Source organism: Clostridium tepidiprofundi DSM 19306, assembly GCF_001594005.1.
In the GTDB taxonomy this organism is placed as follows: domain Bacteria; phylum Bacillota; class Clostridia; order Clostridiales; family Clostridiaceae; genus Clostridium_AC; species Clostridium_AC tepidiprofundi.
Genome location: NZ_LTBA01000004.1, coordinates 70177 through 87492 on the forward strand (window position 1 = coordinate 70177; position 17316 = coordinate 87492).

Consider the following 17316-nt stretch of genomic DNA (forward strand, 5'->3'; position numbering starts at 1 on the left):
TATGATTACTGCAGCATTAATAGGTAATCCTAATGTTGGTAAAACAACATTGTTCAACTCTTTAACAGGTGCTAAGCAACATATAGGTAATTGGGCTGGTGTTACTGTTGAAAAAATAGAAGGTTACTTGAATGATGATATCAAAATTGTCGACCTTCCAGGTATATATGCTATGGATACCTATTCAAATGAGGAAAAGATATCAAAGCAATTTTTAAAAAGAGATGATGTTGATGTAATATTAAATATTGTTGATGCCTCAAATCTTGAAAGAAATCTATACCTTACAACTCAGCTAAAGCAATTCAATAAACCAATAATATTGATTTTAAACATGATTGACGCTGCTGAGTCAAAAGGAATGAAAATCAACTATGATATATTATCAAAGAAATTGGGCGTAATTGTTGTTCCAATAGTTGCTTCTAAGGGAATAGGAATAGAAAAAGTTAAAGAATTACTTGAAAATGGTTCATTTGATAGATTTGGAAATAATATTTTAGAGTTTAATACAGAAAAAGAAACATATTCATATATTGAAAACATACTTAAAGAATGCTTAACTAAAAACACAGATTCATCAAAAGTGAGTGTTTCTGATAAGATTGACAATATTGTACTTAATAAATTTTTAGCTTTTCCACTGTTTTTCTTGAGTTTATTTATTATTTTCATGTTTACTTTTAACTTGGTAGGACAACCTCTTTCAGATGTTTTAGATAAGCTTTTTAATGATTCCTTTATACCGTACCTTAATAGCATTATGGCTAATTCGAGTGAATGGTTTAGATCTCTTATAGTTGATGGAATAGTTAATGGAATAGGTTCTATTTTGGTATTCTTGCCTGTTATATTGACACTATTCTTGGGTATTTCTTTTTTAGAGGATAGTGGATATATGGCAAGAGCCGCACTCATAATGGATAAATTGATGAGAAAAATGGGTTTGTCTGGGAAAGCTTTTATACCTATGATTGTAGGTTTTGGTTGTTCTGTACCTGGAATCATGTCAGCTAGAACTCTTGAAAGTGAGAAGGATAGAAAACTTACTGCTCTTTTAGTTCCTCTTATGTCATGTAATGCTAAAATTGCAGTCTATGCATTGTTTACTTCAATATTCTTTAAAAAATACAAGGCTTTAATAGTGTTCTCATTATATCTATTAGGTATAGTTTTAGCTTTTATAATAGGTATATTGTTTAAAAATACTATTTTCAAAAAGAATGAAGAACCTTTTATAATTGAATTACCTGAATATAGATTACCTGATATTAAGACTTTAATGATTCACACATGGGAAAAAGGCAAAGGATTTGTTAAAAAAGCTGGTACAGTTATTTTTGCAGCATCAGTCATTATTTGGTTTTTACAGAGCTTCAATTTTTCTGGAATGACAGATATGAATTCTAGCTTTTTAGCATCAATAGGTAAGTTTATAAATCCTATATTTATTCCTTTAGGTTTTGGTAGATGGCAAACTTCTGTTTCATTACTTACAGGATTGATGGCAAAAGAAGTAGTTGTAAGCAGCATGGGAGTTATTTATGGAGGAAATCTTTCAGTTTTACTTCCTCAATATTTTTCAACTTTATCAGCCTACAGTTTCCTAGTTTTTGTACTTCTTTATACACCATGTATTTCTGTAGTAGCTACTATGAAAAAAGAGTATGGAAACAAAATGGCAGCATTTTCTGTTGCATACCAGTTTACACTTGCATGGGTGGTCTCCTTCTTGGTTTATAATATAGGCAAACTCTTTTAGGAATTAGGTGCTAGGTTTTATATTCTAACTAAGTTACAATCTGATTTGGTGATTAGCGATTAACGACTTTGGATTAGTCTCCAGTCTCTAGTCCCCAGTCCCTAGTACAGATTTGAAACTTGAAAACTACACCTATTTAAGAATAAAGTTCTAAGTATTAATTTTCATCAAAGTAACAATCTGCTCTGGAGATTGGAGATTGGTGACTTTGGATTAGTCTCTAATCTCCAGCTTCCAATACAGATTTGGTATCTGACTACCAGTATCTGCATATTAGGTTCTAAGGGGAAGTGATAAATTGTTTAAATATATTTTTTTAGTTGGAATTCTTTTGTTTTCAGTTTACTTAATTTATAGAAACATAAAAAAACAAATAAAAGGCGAAGGTGGATGTGGCGGACATTCATGTGCAAATTGCCCTAACAAATGTGCTATTCAAACTAAAAAAGAAAAAGAAGATTGATATTTAAATAGGCAAACTCAAATTTGAGTTTGCCTATTTACTTAATACATCAGTGCTGTCATCACTTGAAAATGTCGATACATTGTATAAAAATAATGCCTCGTTAATATTATTCTCTTTAATATAATCATAAACATTTAATCTATAATATCTCAAATCTATAATATGAATTTCTTCATAATTATTTGCTAAAAATGGAATAAAACAATGAGAATAAGAATCCTTAAATATTATTAATTTCTTTCCATTCTTCACATTGCTCTTTATTGTAACAAGTGAGTGATTTCCATCTAAAAAATAAGAATACTTATCTTTTTTATTTAGATACTTTGATTCATATAACGAATTTGTGCATCTATCATTATCACGATAGTAGATTTCATAATTTGCTTTGAACTTAGGAAAAGCAACCTGTATACTATCACTATCAATATGCCTATTATTTGCTTTTGAATAGTATGTACCATAAAATTTATTTGAAACTGTTTTGAATGTAAAATCATTAATATTATTGGGAGTAAACCCCATATATCTAGCACACTGTTTATATGCATAATATGCTCCTAGCATTGTCCAATGATGATCTGTCCTAAAATATATATATTCATTCTTATGTTCCCTTAAAGTTTTATACACATCAATAAATTTCACATCTGAATTTAATTTATGTTTTACGTTTTTTATAGTATTCAATTCATCATACGGTTTTGCAAATTTAGGCAATTTATCATCATAAATTTTTACTGAATTAGGTACCAATAAAAAATACGTTGATAGCTTAGTATTCCTATTACAAAAATCATTGATAGCATTGATATTATTGTCTAATGCTTTACTCGGTTTTTTATACTTCTCAAGAAGATATCCATCACGTCCAAAGTAAACTCCATTATTTTCACCTTTAAGAGTTATTCTTTCTATATCAGATTTAAAACTCACAAAGAAATCCTTAAAAACGAATTGATCACAAATGTATCTTGAAAATTTATTCATAAATCGGCCATTTAGCACATTTTTAATGCTTAATTTTGGCATTTGTTGAAGCACCCTATTTTCTGACTCAGAAAAAACTTTATCAGGAGTTAATATGTTTAGCACACTCATACCAAATAAAAATGTTATAAACATTATTATAAATATCTTATCTGATTGCCTTTTCAAATGAAATCACTTCCTCAAAATCTAAAATACAAAAATGGGTTATATACTGAATCCACTAAGTATGCAGTAGAAACTAGAATAATTGCAAAATATGTTATAGGTATAATAATATTTTCATAAAACAAATTATTGATTTTGCTTTTCTTAATTATATATGCGTGTATATTTTTAATAAAGGGCGTTGACGTTATGCAAAGAACAATCAAAAGTATCATATTCGATGCCATATAACTTATGAATTGTGCATCTATTATTTTTACGTTACTAGCATAAAACATAACCTTTAAATAATTATATCCAATATGCAAATCATCAAATGCAAATAGAACCCACCCTATTAACAATAAAAATATAACATATATATGCCTTAATGGCTTCCAAACCCTATTTAACAGCTTTAATAACCCAATTTTTTCTAATGATAATATTATTCCAAAATAAATACCCCATATAGCAAAATTCCAGCTTGCTCCATGCCAAAGTCCAGTCAAAAGCCACACAAGAAATATGTTTCTATATGTTTTTATATTGCCTACTCTATTTCCACCCAATGGAATATATATATAATCCCTAAACCACGTCCCTAATGATATATGCCACCTTCTCCAAAACTCAGAAATGCTTTGTGATATATACGGATAATCAAAATTTTCAAGAAAGTCAAATCCAAACATTTTACCAAGTCCAATTGCCATATCTGAGTATCCACTAAAATCAAAATATATCTGAAATGAAAATGAAATTATACCAAGCCATGCTGTTAAAACGGTTAAATCATTAATACAGGTATGCTGTATTTCATTCCACAGCATACCTATGTTGTTTGCAAGAAGTACCTTTTTGCCTAATCCAATAATAAATCGCTTTATACCACATGCAAATTTTTCTACATTTTCTTTTCTATTTTCGATCTGTTCTGCAATAGTCTGATACCTCACAATAGGCCCCGCAATTAATTGAGGAAATAATGTTACATACATTGCAAGTGAAATAGGATTTTTCTGCACTGGTGCCTCTCCCCTGTAAACATCAATTGTATATGACATTGTCTGAAATGTATAAAATGATATACCTATTGGCAGAGGTAAATTAACACCATTAAATCCTGTTTTAAATAAACTATTGATATTTTGTACTATAAAATTGCTATATTTAAAAAATGATAATAAACCTATATTTATAATCACTGACGACATTACAATAAGCTTAGCTTTTCTACTATCATATCTATACTTTTCTATTAAAATGCCATGTATATAGTCAACAACAGATGAAAAAATCATCAAAAATATATACAATGGTTCACCCCAAGCATAGAATATTAAGCTCATAATAAGTAAAATCAAGTTTTTTATATTTCTTGGTACAAAATAATAAAGTATAAGCGTAATCGGTAAAAATACAAATAAAAATTCTAGACTGCTAAATACCATTTGAACACATCCTAATATTACTTCAATTCAATATTATTTTAATGCTTTAGGCATTTTCAAAAATAACTAGTCAGTATACTAATATATTTAATTTGTTATTTTCTTTCAAATGCCTTATCAAAAACTTCTTCAATTTTTTCAGGATTATTAGCAGTAATATATATTAGGTACTTGCCCTTTGTTTTGATTATATTATTCTTAACCTTTTCATATTGATCTGGTAAATATTGTTCCCATATTTTAATTTGCTTTTGTTTTTCTTCCTCTAGTTTTGCTTTTAAATCTGCAACTTTAGATTCATCTTTTGCTTTTAATACAATTATTTCATCTGATCTTACATTTATCATAGAAGCTAAAACATATCCTTCTTCTATATCATCCTTATTTATCTTTATTGGAGCTGGGAATTTATTGTCCTCTGATGTTAAATCAACTTCTATGTATCCAGGAAGCTTGCCATCCTTGAACCTTTCCTCATCAACACCGCCTTTTTTCATATCTTCTGCCATAACACCCTTTATATCAGTTATTATATTACTAACTGAAACATTTACTGCTTGTTTTCCACACCCTGCTATAGTGAAAATTGTTAAAACTGAAATAATAAAACTTAAAATTTTTTTCATTTGATTTCCCTCCTGTGTAACTATATTTTAAAATTTTCAATCACAAATAGTATACGAAAAAAATATATAAAAGTTATCTCTTTTACAAAAAAATTTGCAAGAAAAAACTCTCAATAAAAAATTGAGAGTTTTTTAATATGTGTCTTTAATTATAAAATCTATTTTTTTATTATCCACATTTCCTTTTAATATACTATCTATTGCCCTTGAAGCTGCTTTTTTTGATATACTTTTTATATCGCTTTCTATTTCAATATTATTCTTTTTCAATAATATATTTAAATATTTAAGCTGATTTGGCGTTATTCCTGGCTCTTTTTTTATATTAGGATCAGTCCCTATCCTGTAAATCAAATTAAATAATAAAGGCAGATTTAACACATCTTCATAATTATGAAGCATTATTGTGTCCCTTATATCATCATTATTTGTATACAAATATTGTTTGTACAATTGTACACTAAGACCGCCATCAATTCTATCTTCTCTATCTATTCCAAGAAATCTTTCAATAGTTTTTAAATTGCACCTTTCCAATCCAAATTGTTTATGGTACGGTTTTATAAGTCTATATAAGTCCACATGCTTGCTCGGAGGAACAAATTCAATATTATTTCTTTCCATTCTCTTAATAATAAAGTCCTCATCAAATGCGATACCATTATATGAACACCAAGAATCAAATTTAGCTATTTCTTCCTTAAATGCTTTTAAAACATTTTCTTCATCTTCAATATATTCAGCATAATATTGCTTAATAATAAAATTCTCATAATCTTTAAAATATCCAATGGATATCAACATTATTATATCGCAAGTTCTGTTAAAACCAGTTGTTTCAATATCAAAAAATGCAATATTCCCTAAATCGTATTTCTTAAAAATTTGTTGCGAAATATGCAACTTACCTTCATGATTTCTAGTAAACATTATTTTCCTCCAGCCTAATATCAGTAATTGTTTTGAGCTTCCCTTATTTATTATACAATATATTTATATATAATAGTATAAAGCATTTTCAAAAAAATAACTAGTCAGTATGTTAGTATATTTGACTTGTTATTTTCTTTCAAATGCCTTAATACATTTTAACAATTTTCAATTATAAAAGCCGCTGCATTAGTGCAACGGCAAATTATTTTACATTTTTTCAACAACATCTACTCCAATTAAATATAGAGAATTCTTTATTACCTGACAAACAGCCTCTACCATCTTTAATCTAGCATATTTTGTTTCATCATCTTCAGAATTAACTATGCTGTGAGAATTATAAAATTTATTGAATGCCTTTGCAACATCCAACACATATCTCGTAATCATGCATGGCTGCAACTTATCTGCTGCTGAATTTATAGCATTCTGTAAATTTGAAAGTTCTTTAACTAATTCAAATTCTTCCTTGCTTGTAAGTTTTGAATAATCTATATTCTCTGGTGCATTACCAAGTTTTCTTATTATACTCTTTGCACGTGCATATGTGTATTGAACATATGGACCTGTTTCGCCATCAAAGCTTAACATTTCTTTCCAATCAAAAACAATATCCCTTTCTCTATTGTTTTTAAGATATGTGAATACTACAGCTCCTATTCCTATTTTCTTAGCTACATCTTCTTTGTCCTCTAAGTTTGGATTTTTTTCTTCTATTATATCTAAAGTTTTTGCAACAGCTTCATTAAGCAAATCTTCAAGGAAAATTACATCTCCCTTTCTTGTTGATAATTTCTTATCTGAAAATCTTACCATTCCAAAAGGAACATGTACGCAATCATCTGCCCAATCGTATCCCATAAGTTTTAATGTAGTAAATACCTGTTTAAAATGAAGAGTTTGATCTTTACCAACAACATATATATTCTTATAGAAATCATATGTGTCTTTTCTGTATTTAGCTGCTGTTAAATCACGTGTTGCATATATTGTAGCACCATCAGCCTTTTTTATAATACATGGTGGCATGTTGTAGTCTTCAAGCATTACAACTTTTGCACCTTGGCTTTCAACTAAAAGTCCCGATTTTTCAATTAATTCAACCATATCATCCATCTTATCATTGTAGAAACTTTCACCAGCATAAGAATCAAATCTTACACCAAGCATATCGTATACTCTCTTGAATTCTTTTAAACTTAATTCCTTAAATCTAGTCCAAAGCTTTGTCTCTTCTTCTTTTCCATCTTCTAAATTTTTGAAATATTTTCTTGCTTCATCCTCTAGTGATGGATTTTTTTCAGCTTCCTCATGGAATTTAACATAAATTCTTAAAAGCTCATTGATAGGTTCTTTTTCAAGTGCTTCTTCATTTCCCCATCTTTTGTATGCAGATATCAATTTACCAAATTGAGTTCCCCAGTCACCTAAATGATTTATTCCTACAACTTTATATCCCTGTGCAGTAAATATTCTGTATAGTGAATTTCCTAAAGCAGTCGTAAACAAGTGACCAACATGGAAAGGCTTTGCTATATTAGGTGATGAATAATCAATTGTAATAGTCTTTCCCTTTCCAATTTCAGAACATCCGTATCTTTCTCCATCATTTAAAACCTTTTCAACAGTTTCCTTTATTAGTGTAGTCTTATCAACAAAGAAATTTAAATATGGTCCTATGTTTTCCACTCTTTCGAATCCAGACTTATCAATTTTTTCTACCAAATCTCCTGCTATCATATGTGGAGCTTTTCTTAACACTTTTGCAAGTTGGAAACATGGAAAAGCAAAGTCTCCCATATCAGCTTGTGGTGGTATTTCAATCAATTTTTCAATAAACTCTAATTCTAAATCAACATTTTCTTTTATTCTTTCTGCTATTATCTTTTTATAATCCACAAAAATGCCTCCTTCTTTATAAATTTTTACTCGTACATTATTTTTAAAAAAATCCGTCTCTACAAAATGTAGAGACGGATTTTCCGCGGTACCACTCTATTTAATTAAACACTAATACTGTCTAATTCACTCAAAGCTTTAACGCAGCTAACGTCACACCTTACTTAACAAAAATTTATTTTGTATTTCAGGTAGCATCTCCGAGACTCTCTTCCTAACCTAGGTTTCTACAGAACTCCCACCACAATCTGCTCGCTTTAAGAACGCCTAAGAAAGTACTCTTCTCTTCATAGATTTTATGTCTTTCAATTCTATAATAAATTAACTTAACAAAAAATATAGTAATATTATACGCAAAACAAAACAATTATACAAGTATCATTTTGAATTTTATAATAAAAATTTCTAATGATGTGTATTAATCCACTCAATAATAGTATCTTTAACATCCATTATGTCCTTTTGTTTGTAACGTACATACTCATCTGGTCTTAAAATATTGCTATCTCTTTTATTATAATAAGGTTTCTTTAATACTGCTGTCGAAACTACAAATCTAATTCCTGTGTTTGGAGTTATAAATTTAATGTTCTTGCCAAAATCATCAATATATAAGCCTGTACAATCACTAATAACTTTGCCTATATTGTTTTCTTTAAATATAACAGCTATCTGCTTACCCTCATTTCTTGTTTCAGATGATACCAAAACCATTAATTTTCCACTATATAAATTACCTTCTTTATGCTTGATTTTTACTTTTGTACTTCTAAATAATTTATTTTTAAACCCTTCAGCCTTTGCCTCTTTTGAAGTTCTATATTTTACATCAAACGTCCTATATTGTTTTATATCTGTAAATTTCAAAAATTCATTTAATACTGAAATATCTCCACCAACATTTTTTCTCAAATCCAATGCTATATATTTTACATTGTTTTTAAAACACTCATTGAAAAATTTTTGTAGAGTATTTCTATAATTTTCATCATTGACGCATCTATTTAATCTTAATATTGCTACTCCATTATTATTAACAACATAACTTACATTCTTATATTTACTTTTCACATCACTGTCTATTGCTTTAGCAAAATTCAACATAACTATTTTTTCATCATTGTTACTGCTTATTACATCAACACTAACCCTGCCTTTGCTATCAATAAGACCTAGCTTTTTCAGTAAATATCTATTTCTTATTTGACTAGTAGCAAAGTACATAGCATCAACTTCATCTTTAGATGGGTAGATTTCTTGTATTTCATTTAATATTTCATACATGCTTTTATTACCTATTTTAATTATTTCATCTCCAACATTTAAATAATTAACATTCTTAGTAATCCATGCTCCATTTTCTTTCCAAGTAAAATACAAAGGTATTTTTTCTGTTTTTGCATCATAAAAAGCAGTAGTATTCATATCATTAATAAGTTTCATACCCTCTAAAATTTTGAAATAAACTTCATCATAAGTCATTGAATTAGTGCAACTTTCAATTATTTTATTCCACTCTGAATAAAATTTTTCTTTATTCACAGTGTTATACACATACGGATGAACCTCTATGAGTTTATCTCTAACAAATTTCAAATCCTGTTGAACTTTGTATTCATTAAAAACATCATTTGAACCATAAATCTTTCTCTCGGTAACAGTTGTTGAACAATTTTTGTCTTTTTTACAACCACCAAACATAGATAGTATTAAAACAATCAACGCCAATAAAGATATCCTGTAGAATATTTTCCTTTTCAAAAATTATCACCTCAAAGCTGCCTTAATTAGTGTTTAGGTCGAAAACTGTATGAATAGCCTTTGTCAATTCATTTGAAGCATCAATTATTCTCTTATTATCATCATTCCAAACCTCTACAATAGACTTTAGTATATCAATAAAATTTTCAACTTTACATTTGCTTCCTTTATTTAAGCCAATATCGACTGAATAAAATAGTTTTTTGTCATAAGTTAAAAATACTGAAGAAGGCAAACTACAACACCCACTTAGTAGTCTACACGCTGCCATGTAAACATCAATATTAGTGTTTACAGCACTACAAAACTCTATTGGAATAAAACTATTGTTTAAAATTTTTATTACTTTCTGATTATTTATACACTCTTTATATATGATATCATAACTTTCATTATTTTTATAACCCACACTTAAAAAAATAGGTTTATTCTCACATCTTGCCTTATCAAACACATATTCTTCCCATGGGTACCATATCAAATCATTGTTTGCAAATTCATCTATTGTGCTAATTAAATAATCACCTTTTCCCAAAGTCTTTTCCTCCTATTTAGCATATCATTTCAGATGAATTTATTATTTCCCAATAGAAAGAATATAGTCATGGACATGAAAACCTATGAACCTATTGTGTATTTAAAATCGTTTTATCGATTTTACAAAACCTCTACTTCTATAATTTAGAAATTGAAGCTTTTGCTTCAGGTGGAGTAGAGTCTCCACCTGAAGTCCTGATGTTCTGATTTAACAAAACGAGTTCACTTACATATGAGTACTATAGCTAACTCTAAATATTTTATGCTTTATTGAACTTATATTTTAACTTAATAAATTCATTTGATGTTTCTAAAAATATATCAAGATATAACATTTTTGAATGACAAAACTCTATTATATCTTTTTCTGCAATATCTCTCTTATAATAATCATGTGTAAATCTATTTCTGAGAACGATACATTTAACCATGAAATCACAAAGGAATTCATCCATTAAACCAAATTTTGAAGCACTTTTCACCAAATCAACGCCACTTAATCTTGTATTATATCTATCATTAATCACTAAATATGTTTCACAAATATCTATTATATATTCTGTAAAGTCTGAAAAGTAGCCTGTCATTCCTCTTGCTATTACATCATTAGGCATATCACAATATAACTTTACCGCTTCTCTAATTTTTATCAAAAAATCATATGCACTATTAAATTTGTCATTTAATCTTTCTTTTTTATATCTATAATATACCATATTTTGATTCCCAATCCCTTCTTACTAAATTTATGAGGTTTTCATTAACTCTGTTAAATTTACTGATATACATAAGGAAATCATAATGTAAGTCCATATCAAAAATTATCTTATCCTCAAAATCTATATAAATATCTGCAAATACTTTATCAAAATCATTTAAACCTATAAAAGTAAAATGAATTTTATCATACTGAAAGTGTTTTGATATTGATGAATAATAGTATTGCTCAATATTATATTCCAAATCAAAATTCTTATGTTTAATTAATACTAAAATATCGATATCGCTTTTACCTTCAATCCAATATTTGGTATTATAACTTCCAAACAAAGTTAAAGATATAACATTTTCATCATATCTACTTAATTCACAACTTGATAAAAGAATGTTATTTACTTTATCCATATCAGCACCCCTCATGCTAATGAATTTTTTTATAATCTATATTTGTATTAAAAACAACTTACTTATTATTCTATCCTATAAATGAATTTTATTCAAATTCATTTCAAGCCCACTTCGTTAAGTATGAAATATTTTCTCTATATATATTTATCTCCCACCTACATGAGATGGGAGACTTTTTTACCATTCAACAGTATTAAGCATACTACTAATCAAAATTCATGTTGTCATAAATAAGTTTACATTAATTATTTAACCATATTAAGCATCATTCCAGTTAAATATGGAATCAACCACATAAACCACACAAATAAACTGAATTTATGGAAATTCTTTAAAGATTTTTCATTATTCTTTACCAAAACTGTTGTAGCCCAAACAGCATGGAAAAGCATAAGCAAAATAGCAATAATTCCTGTTATTCCATGTACATTAAACTCTAAGCCGCCACTTATCTTTCCCATAAGTGTTGTACCTAATGTATCAAAACAAAAACCAATCCAAAAAAATACTAAATGCCACTTTTTAAGTATTCCTGCTATTTTTTCACTCCAAACTCCAATAGTATAACAAATTAATGCACTAGTTATAAAAACAATTGCAAAAGTCAACATAAAATCTTCCCCCTTATTCTCTATCTAATACATTTTTTAATGTATTAAGCCCATTAATAATAATTTCTATTTCTTCTTCACTGGTATCATCAAAAATGCTACCAAAATACCCTTCTATATTGTCACGAAATTTCATACCTAATTCATATCCTTCACTTGCAAGCTCTATATACACTATTCTTTTATCCTTGCTATCCCGTGTTCTTTTTATTATAGCTTGCTTCTCAAGTCTATCAATAATTCCTGAAACAGTACTCTTAGCTAGACTCATCTTTTCACTTATTTCACTTACCCTTAATTTTTTATACTTTAGTAGTATTCTTACAAGCATAATTTGCGGAAGTGTTAATCCTGTGTTTTCAAACTTACTTCTGAGATTACTATTTATCTTAGAATTTATTTCTCTTATAAGCAATCCTATTTGTAATCCTTTTACTTTATCTTTCATTATTATCGCTTCCTCTTTATTAATCTCACAAGACTCCAACCTCTATAAATAGAATGTTGAAACTGCTTGCCTCAAATGGAGTAGAGTCCCCTCTGAATTTTCCTATATTTTGCCTCATTAAAACAAGTTTACATTATAAAAACTTCAAATTCTAAAAATGTTTAATTGTCAATATAGGATGTCTAAAAAATATTCTCCACCCTGAAAACTTCATAACTTCTTTTATTCTATCCTTATGTTTATTATCATAGCATTTTATTTTGCAATTCACACAGCTTTTTTTGTCGTTTCCAAAAGGACATTTTGAGAGCCTATAAAAAGCATATTCTTTTAATTCTTTACAATCTGGACACAAATCATCTTTTGAATTATGATTCTTTCTGCAATATAAATCTATCATATCTCCTAATAACTTTTTCTCATTATCAAGCTTATCCACATTACTCTCCCCCTATTAAACGTCTTCCAAAAATACTTTTACCTATTAATTTTTTCAATGCCTTATACTAAAAATATTTCGTATACGAACTATTTTTAGTATACACCTAAAGTTTATATTATGCAACAAAAAAAGTCCTTCATATTGAAGAACTTTTTTATTAAAACTTTAATTTATTTTTCCATACATACTTACTCCTTTTGTCATCAAAAACCTATAAAGTATTATATCTATAACACCAAATGCTCCAACTAAAATAACAGAAGCTACCACAATACTTAATTTAAATTTGAATACTATAAACGCAATTGCTCCTGAATACACTAAGCATGGTAACATACCTAAGAACACATTCAAATTCTGCTTTACAGCTTTTTGTTCATTATCCCAGTTCAGCTTAGGACTATTTATATCTACAAGTACTCCAGTAAAACTGCTAAAGAGAATTCCAAGCGTACCCGCTAATACAATAAGCACAACTAAAATAACAGATGGTCTTATAAATGGTATCAAAACTACTAATAGAATAAGCATGCTGAAAATTCCTAGTATAAATGCTGAAAAAACCTTAGACATTATCTGTATTCTATAATCAACAGGCAAATATTTATTAGTAAAAAAATTATGTCCTTCTCTTGAAATCGCTGTAGATGCAACTGGACTAGATGCTGTTATAACTACAACTATCGCAACTGCACATGCTAGAGCTGTTCCAATTATATCAGGTTTTAAAATAAATTTTCCAAATTCATGTATATCACTCATACCATTTGAATTCGTAAACATAGGAATAAGTATAACTACAGGCCATAAGAAATTCATCAAAACGCAATTCATAAAATATGCTGGCGTTCTAAGTAATATTCTTATTTCCTTAATAGTATATGATTTTATAATAGAGTTCTGCTTAGTATTCTTTTTTAATTCGTCACTAGTCAATTTCTTTCTTCTTGAAGTGGTTTCTGATATTCCAATAACACCTTTTAAATAAAGCATATCACCCACTAAAATAAATATTATAATTGCAGCAATAGCAATAATTAGAAATACAAGCATATTTACTGCACCAGATAAATTACTACTTTGTGCCACACCGTATGCTGCGAATTTAGAATTAGGAAATATTTTCGTTGCTAATCCTATCAGTGAATTATTTCCACTTATAATCATATTTTTAATTTCTTCTGTACTTGCTCCACTCTGTGAAGTCCTCTGTATAAATAGATTAATAGCAACACTAATTACAATAGCAATCATTCCGCCTACAACTTTGAATCTATCTTTATTTTTGGCTATATTAGTAAATCTCATTATTACCATAACAATTAAAGATGCAATTATGAGTGGAACTACTGGCAGTGTTAAAAAAGTTATAAATGAATATAGATAATACAATACTCCGCCTTTTGAACCAACACCGTATCCAATCAATATTGGTAGTAAAACAACAAATTCAGTTAAATACTCAAATGCAAGCACTATGACAAACTTTGCACCCAATATATCTGACGGCTTAAAAGGAAGATGAAGCAAATTTTCTATATCCATTGAAAAGTAAAATGTACCCATAACATAAAAAATACCAAAAATAAAAATCAACATACTTCCTATTCCAAAACCGAGTCCCAATATAAGTCCTTCTTGATTTATTGATGATAAAACACCATAAGCCTTATTTGTAAATGCTCCTAAACTTATAGCCATAGGCAAAAAACATACTATTAAAAATAATACAATCAAATAGGATTTTAACTTTTGCTTAGTATTACCATTTGTCACTATAGAACTGCCTGTATTTTTAAATAATACTTTTGTTAATGCAATGAATCTATTCATTTTCAATCATCTCCAAGAACATTTTTTCTAGTGATTCATTTTGTTTAAAGTGTTCTTTCATTTCATCTAAACTTCCACAGAAAAGTATATTACCCTTGTTTATAATTGCAACTCTATCACAAATTTTTTCTGCAACCTCAAGCACATGTGTTGAAAAAAACACTGTTTTTCCACTATCGGCGTACTCTCTCATTATTTGCTTCAACCTAAAAGAAGATTTAGGATCAAGCCCTGTCATAGGTTCATCTAAAATCCATATAGGTGGTTCATGAATAAGAGTTCCCATTATTATTATCTTTTGCCTCATACCATGAGAGTAGCTTTTTATTTGATCACCTATGGCTGATGTCATCTCAAAATTTTCTGCTAAGCTTTGAATCCTTTTTTCTCTTTCTTGCTTTGATATATTATATATATCAGCCATAAAATTCAAATACTCTATTCCCTTCAATCTCAAAAACATGTCTGGACTATCTGGAACAAATCCAAATTGTTTTTTAGCTTCAAGTGGATTCTTGCTTATATCGATTCCATTAATATTTATACTTCCACTATCGCTTTCCAAAATTCCAGTAATCATTTTTATTGTAGTTGTTTTTCCTGCTCCGTTTGGTCCTAAAAACCCAAATATCTCTCCATCTGAAATCGTTAAATTCAAATTATCAACTGCTTTAACAGTTCCTCCATAAGTCTTATTTACATTAATTAATTCTATCAAATTCCATGCCCCCAATACTTAATCTTGTTTTAATATTTACTATTCCACAAATTAATATAATTTCCTTCATAAAAATATTCCGAAAATTTTCTTTTATTTGTAATATATTGTTATTAATTTTAATACTAACCAATGCAACTGAGATACTTACAACCATTTTATAATGTTCTATGAATAAAAGTTCAAAATTAGAGAAACATAATAATAACTATAAATTTTCTTAAAGGGGGCTATTATGAAGGTAAAAAATGTTCAGGAAGGATTTATTGAAACAGGCTTAGGTACATTGGTTACAGGTATTGGTACAGCACTTTGCATCAAAAAAATTGCACCTAAAGTAGCAAGTGGCTTAATAGGATTCGGTATAGCCCATATTGCTCTAGGTTCAATAGATTTAATTCAAGATGGTATAAAGGGATATAATTTTAATGCAACTAAATATTCAAATAATAATAACAGATTAAATAAAATTCATAAAAACATAAGATATGACATACAACATAATAAATATTTAAGAAGACATGTTCGTCCTGTAGCTTTCTAGTTAGCATAAGTGCTAAAAACCTAAAATCTTTCCAATTACTAGTACTTGTCTATTATAAAAAACTCCCAACAAAAATGTTGAGAGTTTTTTCACTGAATATCTATTTGCTATTTAATCTTTTATTTCTAATAAAGCTCACAATAATAAAAATAACCCAAATAGATATGCCTATTAAACTCATTAATTGTGCAACCCTTATAGAACCCAACATTAGGCTATCCGTTCTCAGTCCTTCAATATAAAACCTTCCAATAGAATACAACCCTAAATAAGAGACTATAACCATGCCATCTCTTCTATTCTCATTCTTTTTTAAAATTAGAAGGAGTATTATGCAAACAACAATATCCCAAATAGATTCATATAAAAAAGTAGGATGATAATAAACTCCTCCTATGTTCATTCCATTTTGAATAAACTTAGGAAAATGTTTTATGAACTCATAAGAAACTGGTCCACCATGTGCTTCTTGATTGAAGAAGTTTCCCCATCTTCCAATTGCTTGTGCTAACACAACTGAAGGTGCAGCTGCATCTAAATATTTAATGAAGCTTTCCTTTTTGCTTCTAAAGTAAAAAAATGCAGTCAAAATACCGAACATTATTCCTCCATGAATAGCCAATCCACCTTGCCTTATGTTTATCATACGCAATATATCGCCTGAATAATAATCCCAATTGAAAACAACATAATACATTCTAGCTCCTATTATTCCAATAGGAAGTGCTAAAAGCACAGCATTTAAAAGTATATCATTATCAACACCCTTTTTACTACAAGAATATATTGAAAGCAGAATTCCTGCAATAATTCCAATAGAAATCATAATGCCATACCATCTTATATCATAACCAAATATAGTAAATGCAATCGGATTCATTCTAAAAACCCCCTGAAAATAATATTATATGAACTATTCTATGCCTTTGCATTGAATTTATCAAGTTATTTTTCTAAAGATATACCTGTCAATTTATAAAATTCGTATTTTTGTTTGTATTTTTCTTTAAAGAATTA

General features: G+C 28.4%; 18 protein-coding genes and 1 other annotated feature. Of the genes, 3 read left to right on the forward strand and 15 right to left on the reverse strand.

The genetic code is table 11. The features are described from left to right. The first annotated feature begins 1 nt into the window (after position 1). Positions 2–1762 (forward strand): ferrous iron transport protein B, encoded by a 1761-nt coding sequence (feoB, locus tag CLTEP_RS03590; RefSeq protein WP_066822785.1) that lies wholly within the window; start codon positions 2–4, stop codon positions 1760–1762. 298 nt (positions 1763–2060) lie between these two features. Then, the gene (locus tag CLTEP_RS14320; protein WP_084364607.1) at positions 2061–2225 is read left to right on the forward strand and encodes a FeoB-associated Cys-rich membrane protein; all 165 of its coding nucleotides are present in this window, start codon (positions 2061–2063) and stop codon (positions 2223–2225) included. A gap of 33 nt (positions 2226–2258) precedes the next feature. Here the strand turns inward: CLTEP_RS14320 and CLTEP_RS03595 are convergent, their stop codons facing one another. The 14 genes from CLTEP_RS03595 to CLTEP_RS03660 all read right to left on the reverse strand — a co-directional run bounded on the left by CLTEP_RS03595 (position 2259) and on the right by CLTEP_RS03660 (position 15755). Then, complete coding sequence (locus tag CLTEP_RS03595) at positions 2259–3386, reverse strand: DHHW family protein (protein WP_242863861.1); 1128 nt, start codon at positions 3384–3386, stop codon at positions 2259–2261. A 14-nt stretch (positions 3387–3400) separates the two neighbouring features. Further along, positions 3401–4819 carry an MBOAT family O-acyltransferase gene (locus CLTEP_RS03600; RefSeq protein ID WP_066822788.1) on the reverse strand — a complete coding sequence of 473 codons (1419 nt, stop codon included), beginning with the start codon at positions 4817–4819 and terminating at the stop codon, positions 3401–3403. A 95-nt stretch (positions 4820–4914) separates the two neighbouring features. After that, entirely contained in the window at positions 4915–5445 is a 531-nt protein-coding gene (locus CLTEP_RS03605) for a DUF4358 domain-containing protein (RefSeq protein ID WP_066822791.1), read from the reverse strand. A gap of 132 nt (positions 5446–5577) precedes the next feature. After that, positions 5578–6375 (reverse strand): ribonuclease H-like domain-containing protein, encoded by a 798-nt coding sequence (locus CLTEP_RS03610; protein ID WP_066822794.1) that lies wholly within the window; start codon positions 6373–6375, stop codon positions 5578–5580. 210 nt (positions 6376–6585) lie between these two features. Next, positions 6586–8277 carry an arginine--tRNA ligase gene (gene argS / locus CLTEP_RS03615; RefSeq protein WP_066822797.1) on the reverse strand — a complete coding sequence of 564 codons (1692 nt, stop codon included), beginning with the start codon at positions 8275–8277 and terminating at the stop codon, positions 6586–6588. Between the two features lie 67 nt (positions 8278–8344). After that, positions 8345–8577 (reverse strand) — a binding site (T-box leader). A gap of 105 nt (positions 8578–8682) precedes the next feature. Next, entirely contained in the window at positions 8683–10038 is a 1356-nt protein-coding gene (locus CLTEP_RS03620; RefSeq protein WP_066822799.1) for a S41 family peptidase, read from the reverse strand. A gap of 22 nt (positions 10039–10060) precedes the next feature. Then, complete coding sequence (locus CLTEP_RS03625) at positions 10061–10573, reverse strand: DUF255 domain-containing protein (protein ID WP_066822802.1); 513 nt, start codon at positions 10571–10573, stop codon at positions 10061–10063. 262 nt (positions 10574–10835) lie between these two features. After that, positions 10836–11291: a hypothetical protein gene (locus CLTEP_RS03630; protein WP_066822805.1), complete on the reverse strand. Its 456-nt coding sequence runs from the start codon at positions 11289–11291 to the stop codon at positions 10836–10838. Then, entirely contained in the window at positions 11278–11700 is a 423-nt protein-coding gene (locus tag CLTEP_RS03635; RefSeq protein ID WP_153016272.1) for a nucleotidyltransferase domain-containing protein, read from the reverse strand. The genes CLTEP_RS03630 and CLTEP_RS03635 overlap by 14 nt, the downstream gene beginning before the upstream one ends. A 248-nt stretch (positions 11701–11948) precedes the next feature. Then, positions 11949–12314 (reverse strand): HsmA family protein, encoded by a 366-nt coding sequence (locus tag CLTEP_RS03640; protein ID WP_066822810.1) that lies wholly within the window; start codon positions 12312–12314, stop codon positions 11949–11951. Positions 12315–12327: 13 nt separating this feature from the next. Further along, positions 12328–12762 (reverse strand): MarR family winged helix-turn-helix transcriptional regulator, encoded by a 435-nt coding sequence (locus CLTEP_RS03645; RefSeq protein ID WP_066822814.1) that lies wholly within the window; start codon positions 12760–12762, stop codon positions 12328–12330. 151 nt (positions 12763–12913) lie between these two features. Continuing rightward, on the reverse strand, positions 12914–13201 hold the full coding sequence (locus CLTEP_RS03650; protein ID WP_084364609.1) for a nitrous oxide-stimulated promoter family protein: 288 nt from the start codon (positions 13199–13201) through the stop codon (positions 12914–12916). A 168-nt stretch (positions 13202–13369) separates the two neighbouring features. Next, positions 13370–15037, reverse strand: a complete 1668-nt coding sequence (locus CLTEP_RS03655) for a putative ABC transporter permease subunit (protein ID WP_066822816.1) — start codon at positions 15035–15037, stop codon at positions 13370–13372. Next, positions 15030–15755: an ABC transporter ATP-binding protein gene (locus CLTEP_RS03660; RefSeq protein WP_066822818.1), complete on the reverse strand. Its 726-nt coding sequence runs from the start codon at positions 15753–15755 to the stop codon at positions 15030–15032. Before CLTEP_RS03660 ends, CLTEP_RS03655 begins: the two co-directional genes overlap by 8 nt. Before the next feature lie 235 nt (positions 15756–15990). On the opposite strand from CLTEP_RS03660, the gene CLTEP_RS15530 reads away from it, so the two are divergent. Next, positions 15991–16299: a hypothetical protein gene (locus CLTEP_RS15530; protein ID WP_066822820.1), complete on the forward strand. Its 309-nt coding sequence runs from the start codon at positions 15991–15993 to the stop codon at positions 16297–16299. 100 nt (positions 16300–16399) lie between these two features. Here CLTEP_RS15530 and lgt read toward each other — a convergent pair whose 3' ends face one another. After that, on the reverse strand, positions 16400–17179 hold the full coding sequence (gene lgt, locus CLTEP_RS03670; protein WP_066822823.1) for a prolipoprotein diacylglyceryl transferase: 780 nt from the start codon (positions 17177–17179) through the stop codon (positions 16400–16402). Positions 17180–17316 lie beyond the last annotated feature (137 nt).

Excerpts from the sequence above, each read along its gene's own strand:
- CLTEP_RS03645 (WP_066822814.1), bottom strand. The coding sequence starts at position 12,762 with ATGAAAGATAAAGTAAAAGGATTACAAATAGGATTGCTTATAAGAGAA.
- CLTEP_RS03635 (WP_153016272.1), bottom strand. The coding sequence starts at position 11,700 with ATGGATAAAGTAAATAACATTCTTTTATCAAGTTGTGAATTAAGTAGA.
- lgt (WP_066822823.1), bottom strand. The coding sequence starts at position 17,179 with ATGAATCCGATTGCATTTACTATATTTGGTTATGATATAAGATGGTAT.
- CLTEP_RS03640 (WP_066822810.1), bottom strand. The coding sequence starts at position 12,314 with ATGTTGACTTTTGCAATTGTTTTTATAACTAGTGCATTAATTTGTTAT.
- CLTEP_RS03605 (WP_066822791.1), bottom strand. The coding sequence starts at position 5,445 with ATGAAAAAAATTTTAAGTTTTATTATTTCAGTTTTAACAATTTTCACT.
- CLTEP_RS15530 (WP_066822820.1), top strand. The coding sequence starts at position 15,991 with ATGAAGGTAAAAAATGTTCAGGAAGGATTTATTGAAACAGGCTTAGGT.
- feoB (WP_066822785.1), top strand. The coding sequence starts at position 2 with ATGATTACTGCAGCATTAATAGGTAATCCTAATGTTGGTAAAACAACA.
- CLTEP_RS03600 (WP_066822788.1), bottom strand. The coding sequence starts at position 4,819 with ATGGTATTTAGCAGTCTAGAATTTTTATTTGTATTTTTACCGATTACG.
- CLTEP_RS03655 (WP_066822816.1), bottom strand. The coding sequence starts at position 15,037 with ATGAATAGATTCATTGCATTAACAAAAGTATTATTTAAAAATACAGGC.
- CLTEP_RS03610 (WP_066822794.1), bottom strand. The coding sequence starts at position 6,375 with ATGTTTACTAGAAATCATGAAGGTAAGTTGCATATTTCGCAACAAATT.
- CLTEP_RS03630 (WP_066822805.1), bottom strand. The coding sequence starts at position 11,291 with ATGGTATATTATAGATATAAAAAAGAAAGATTAAATGACAAATTTAAT.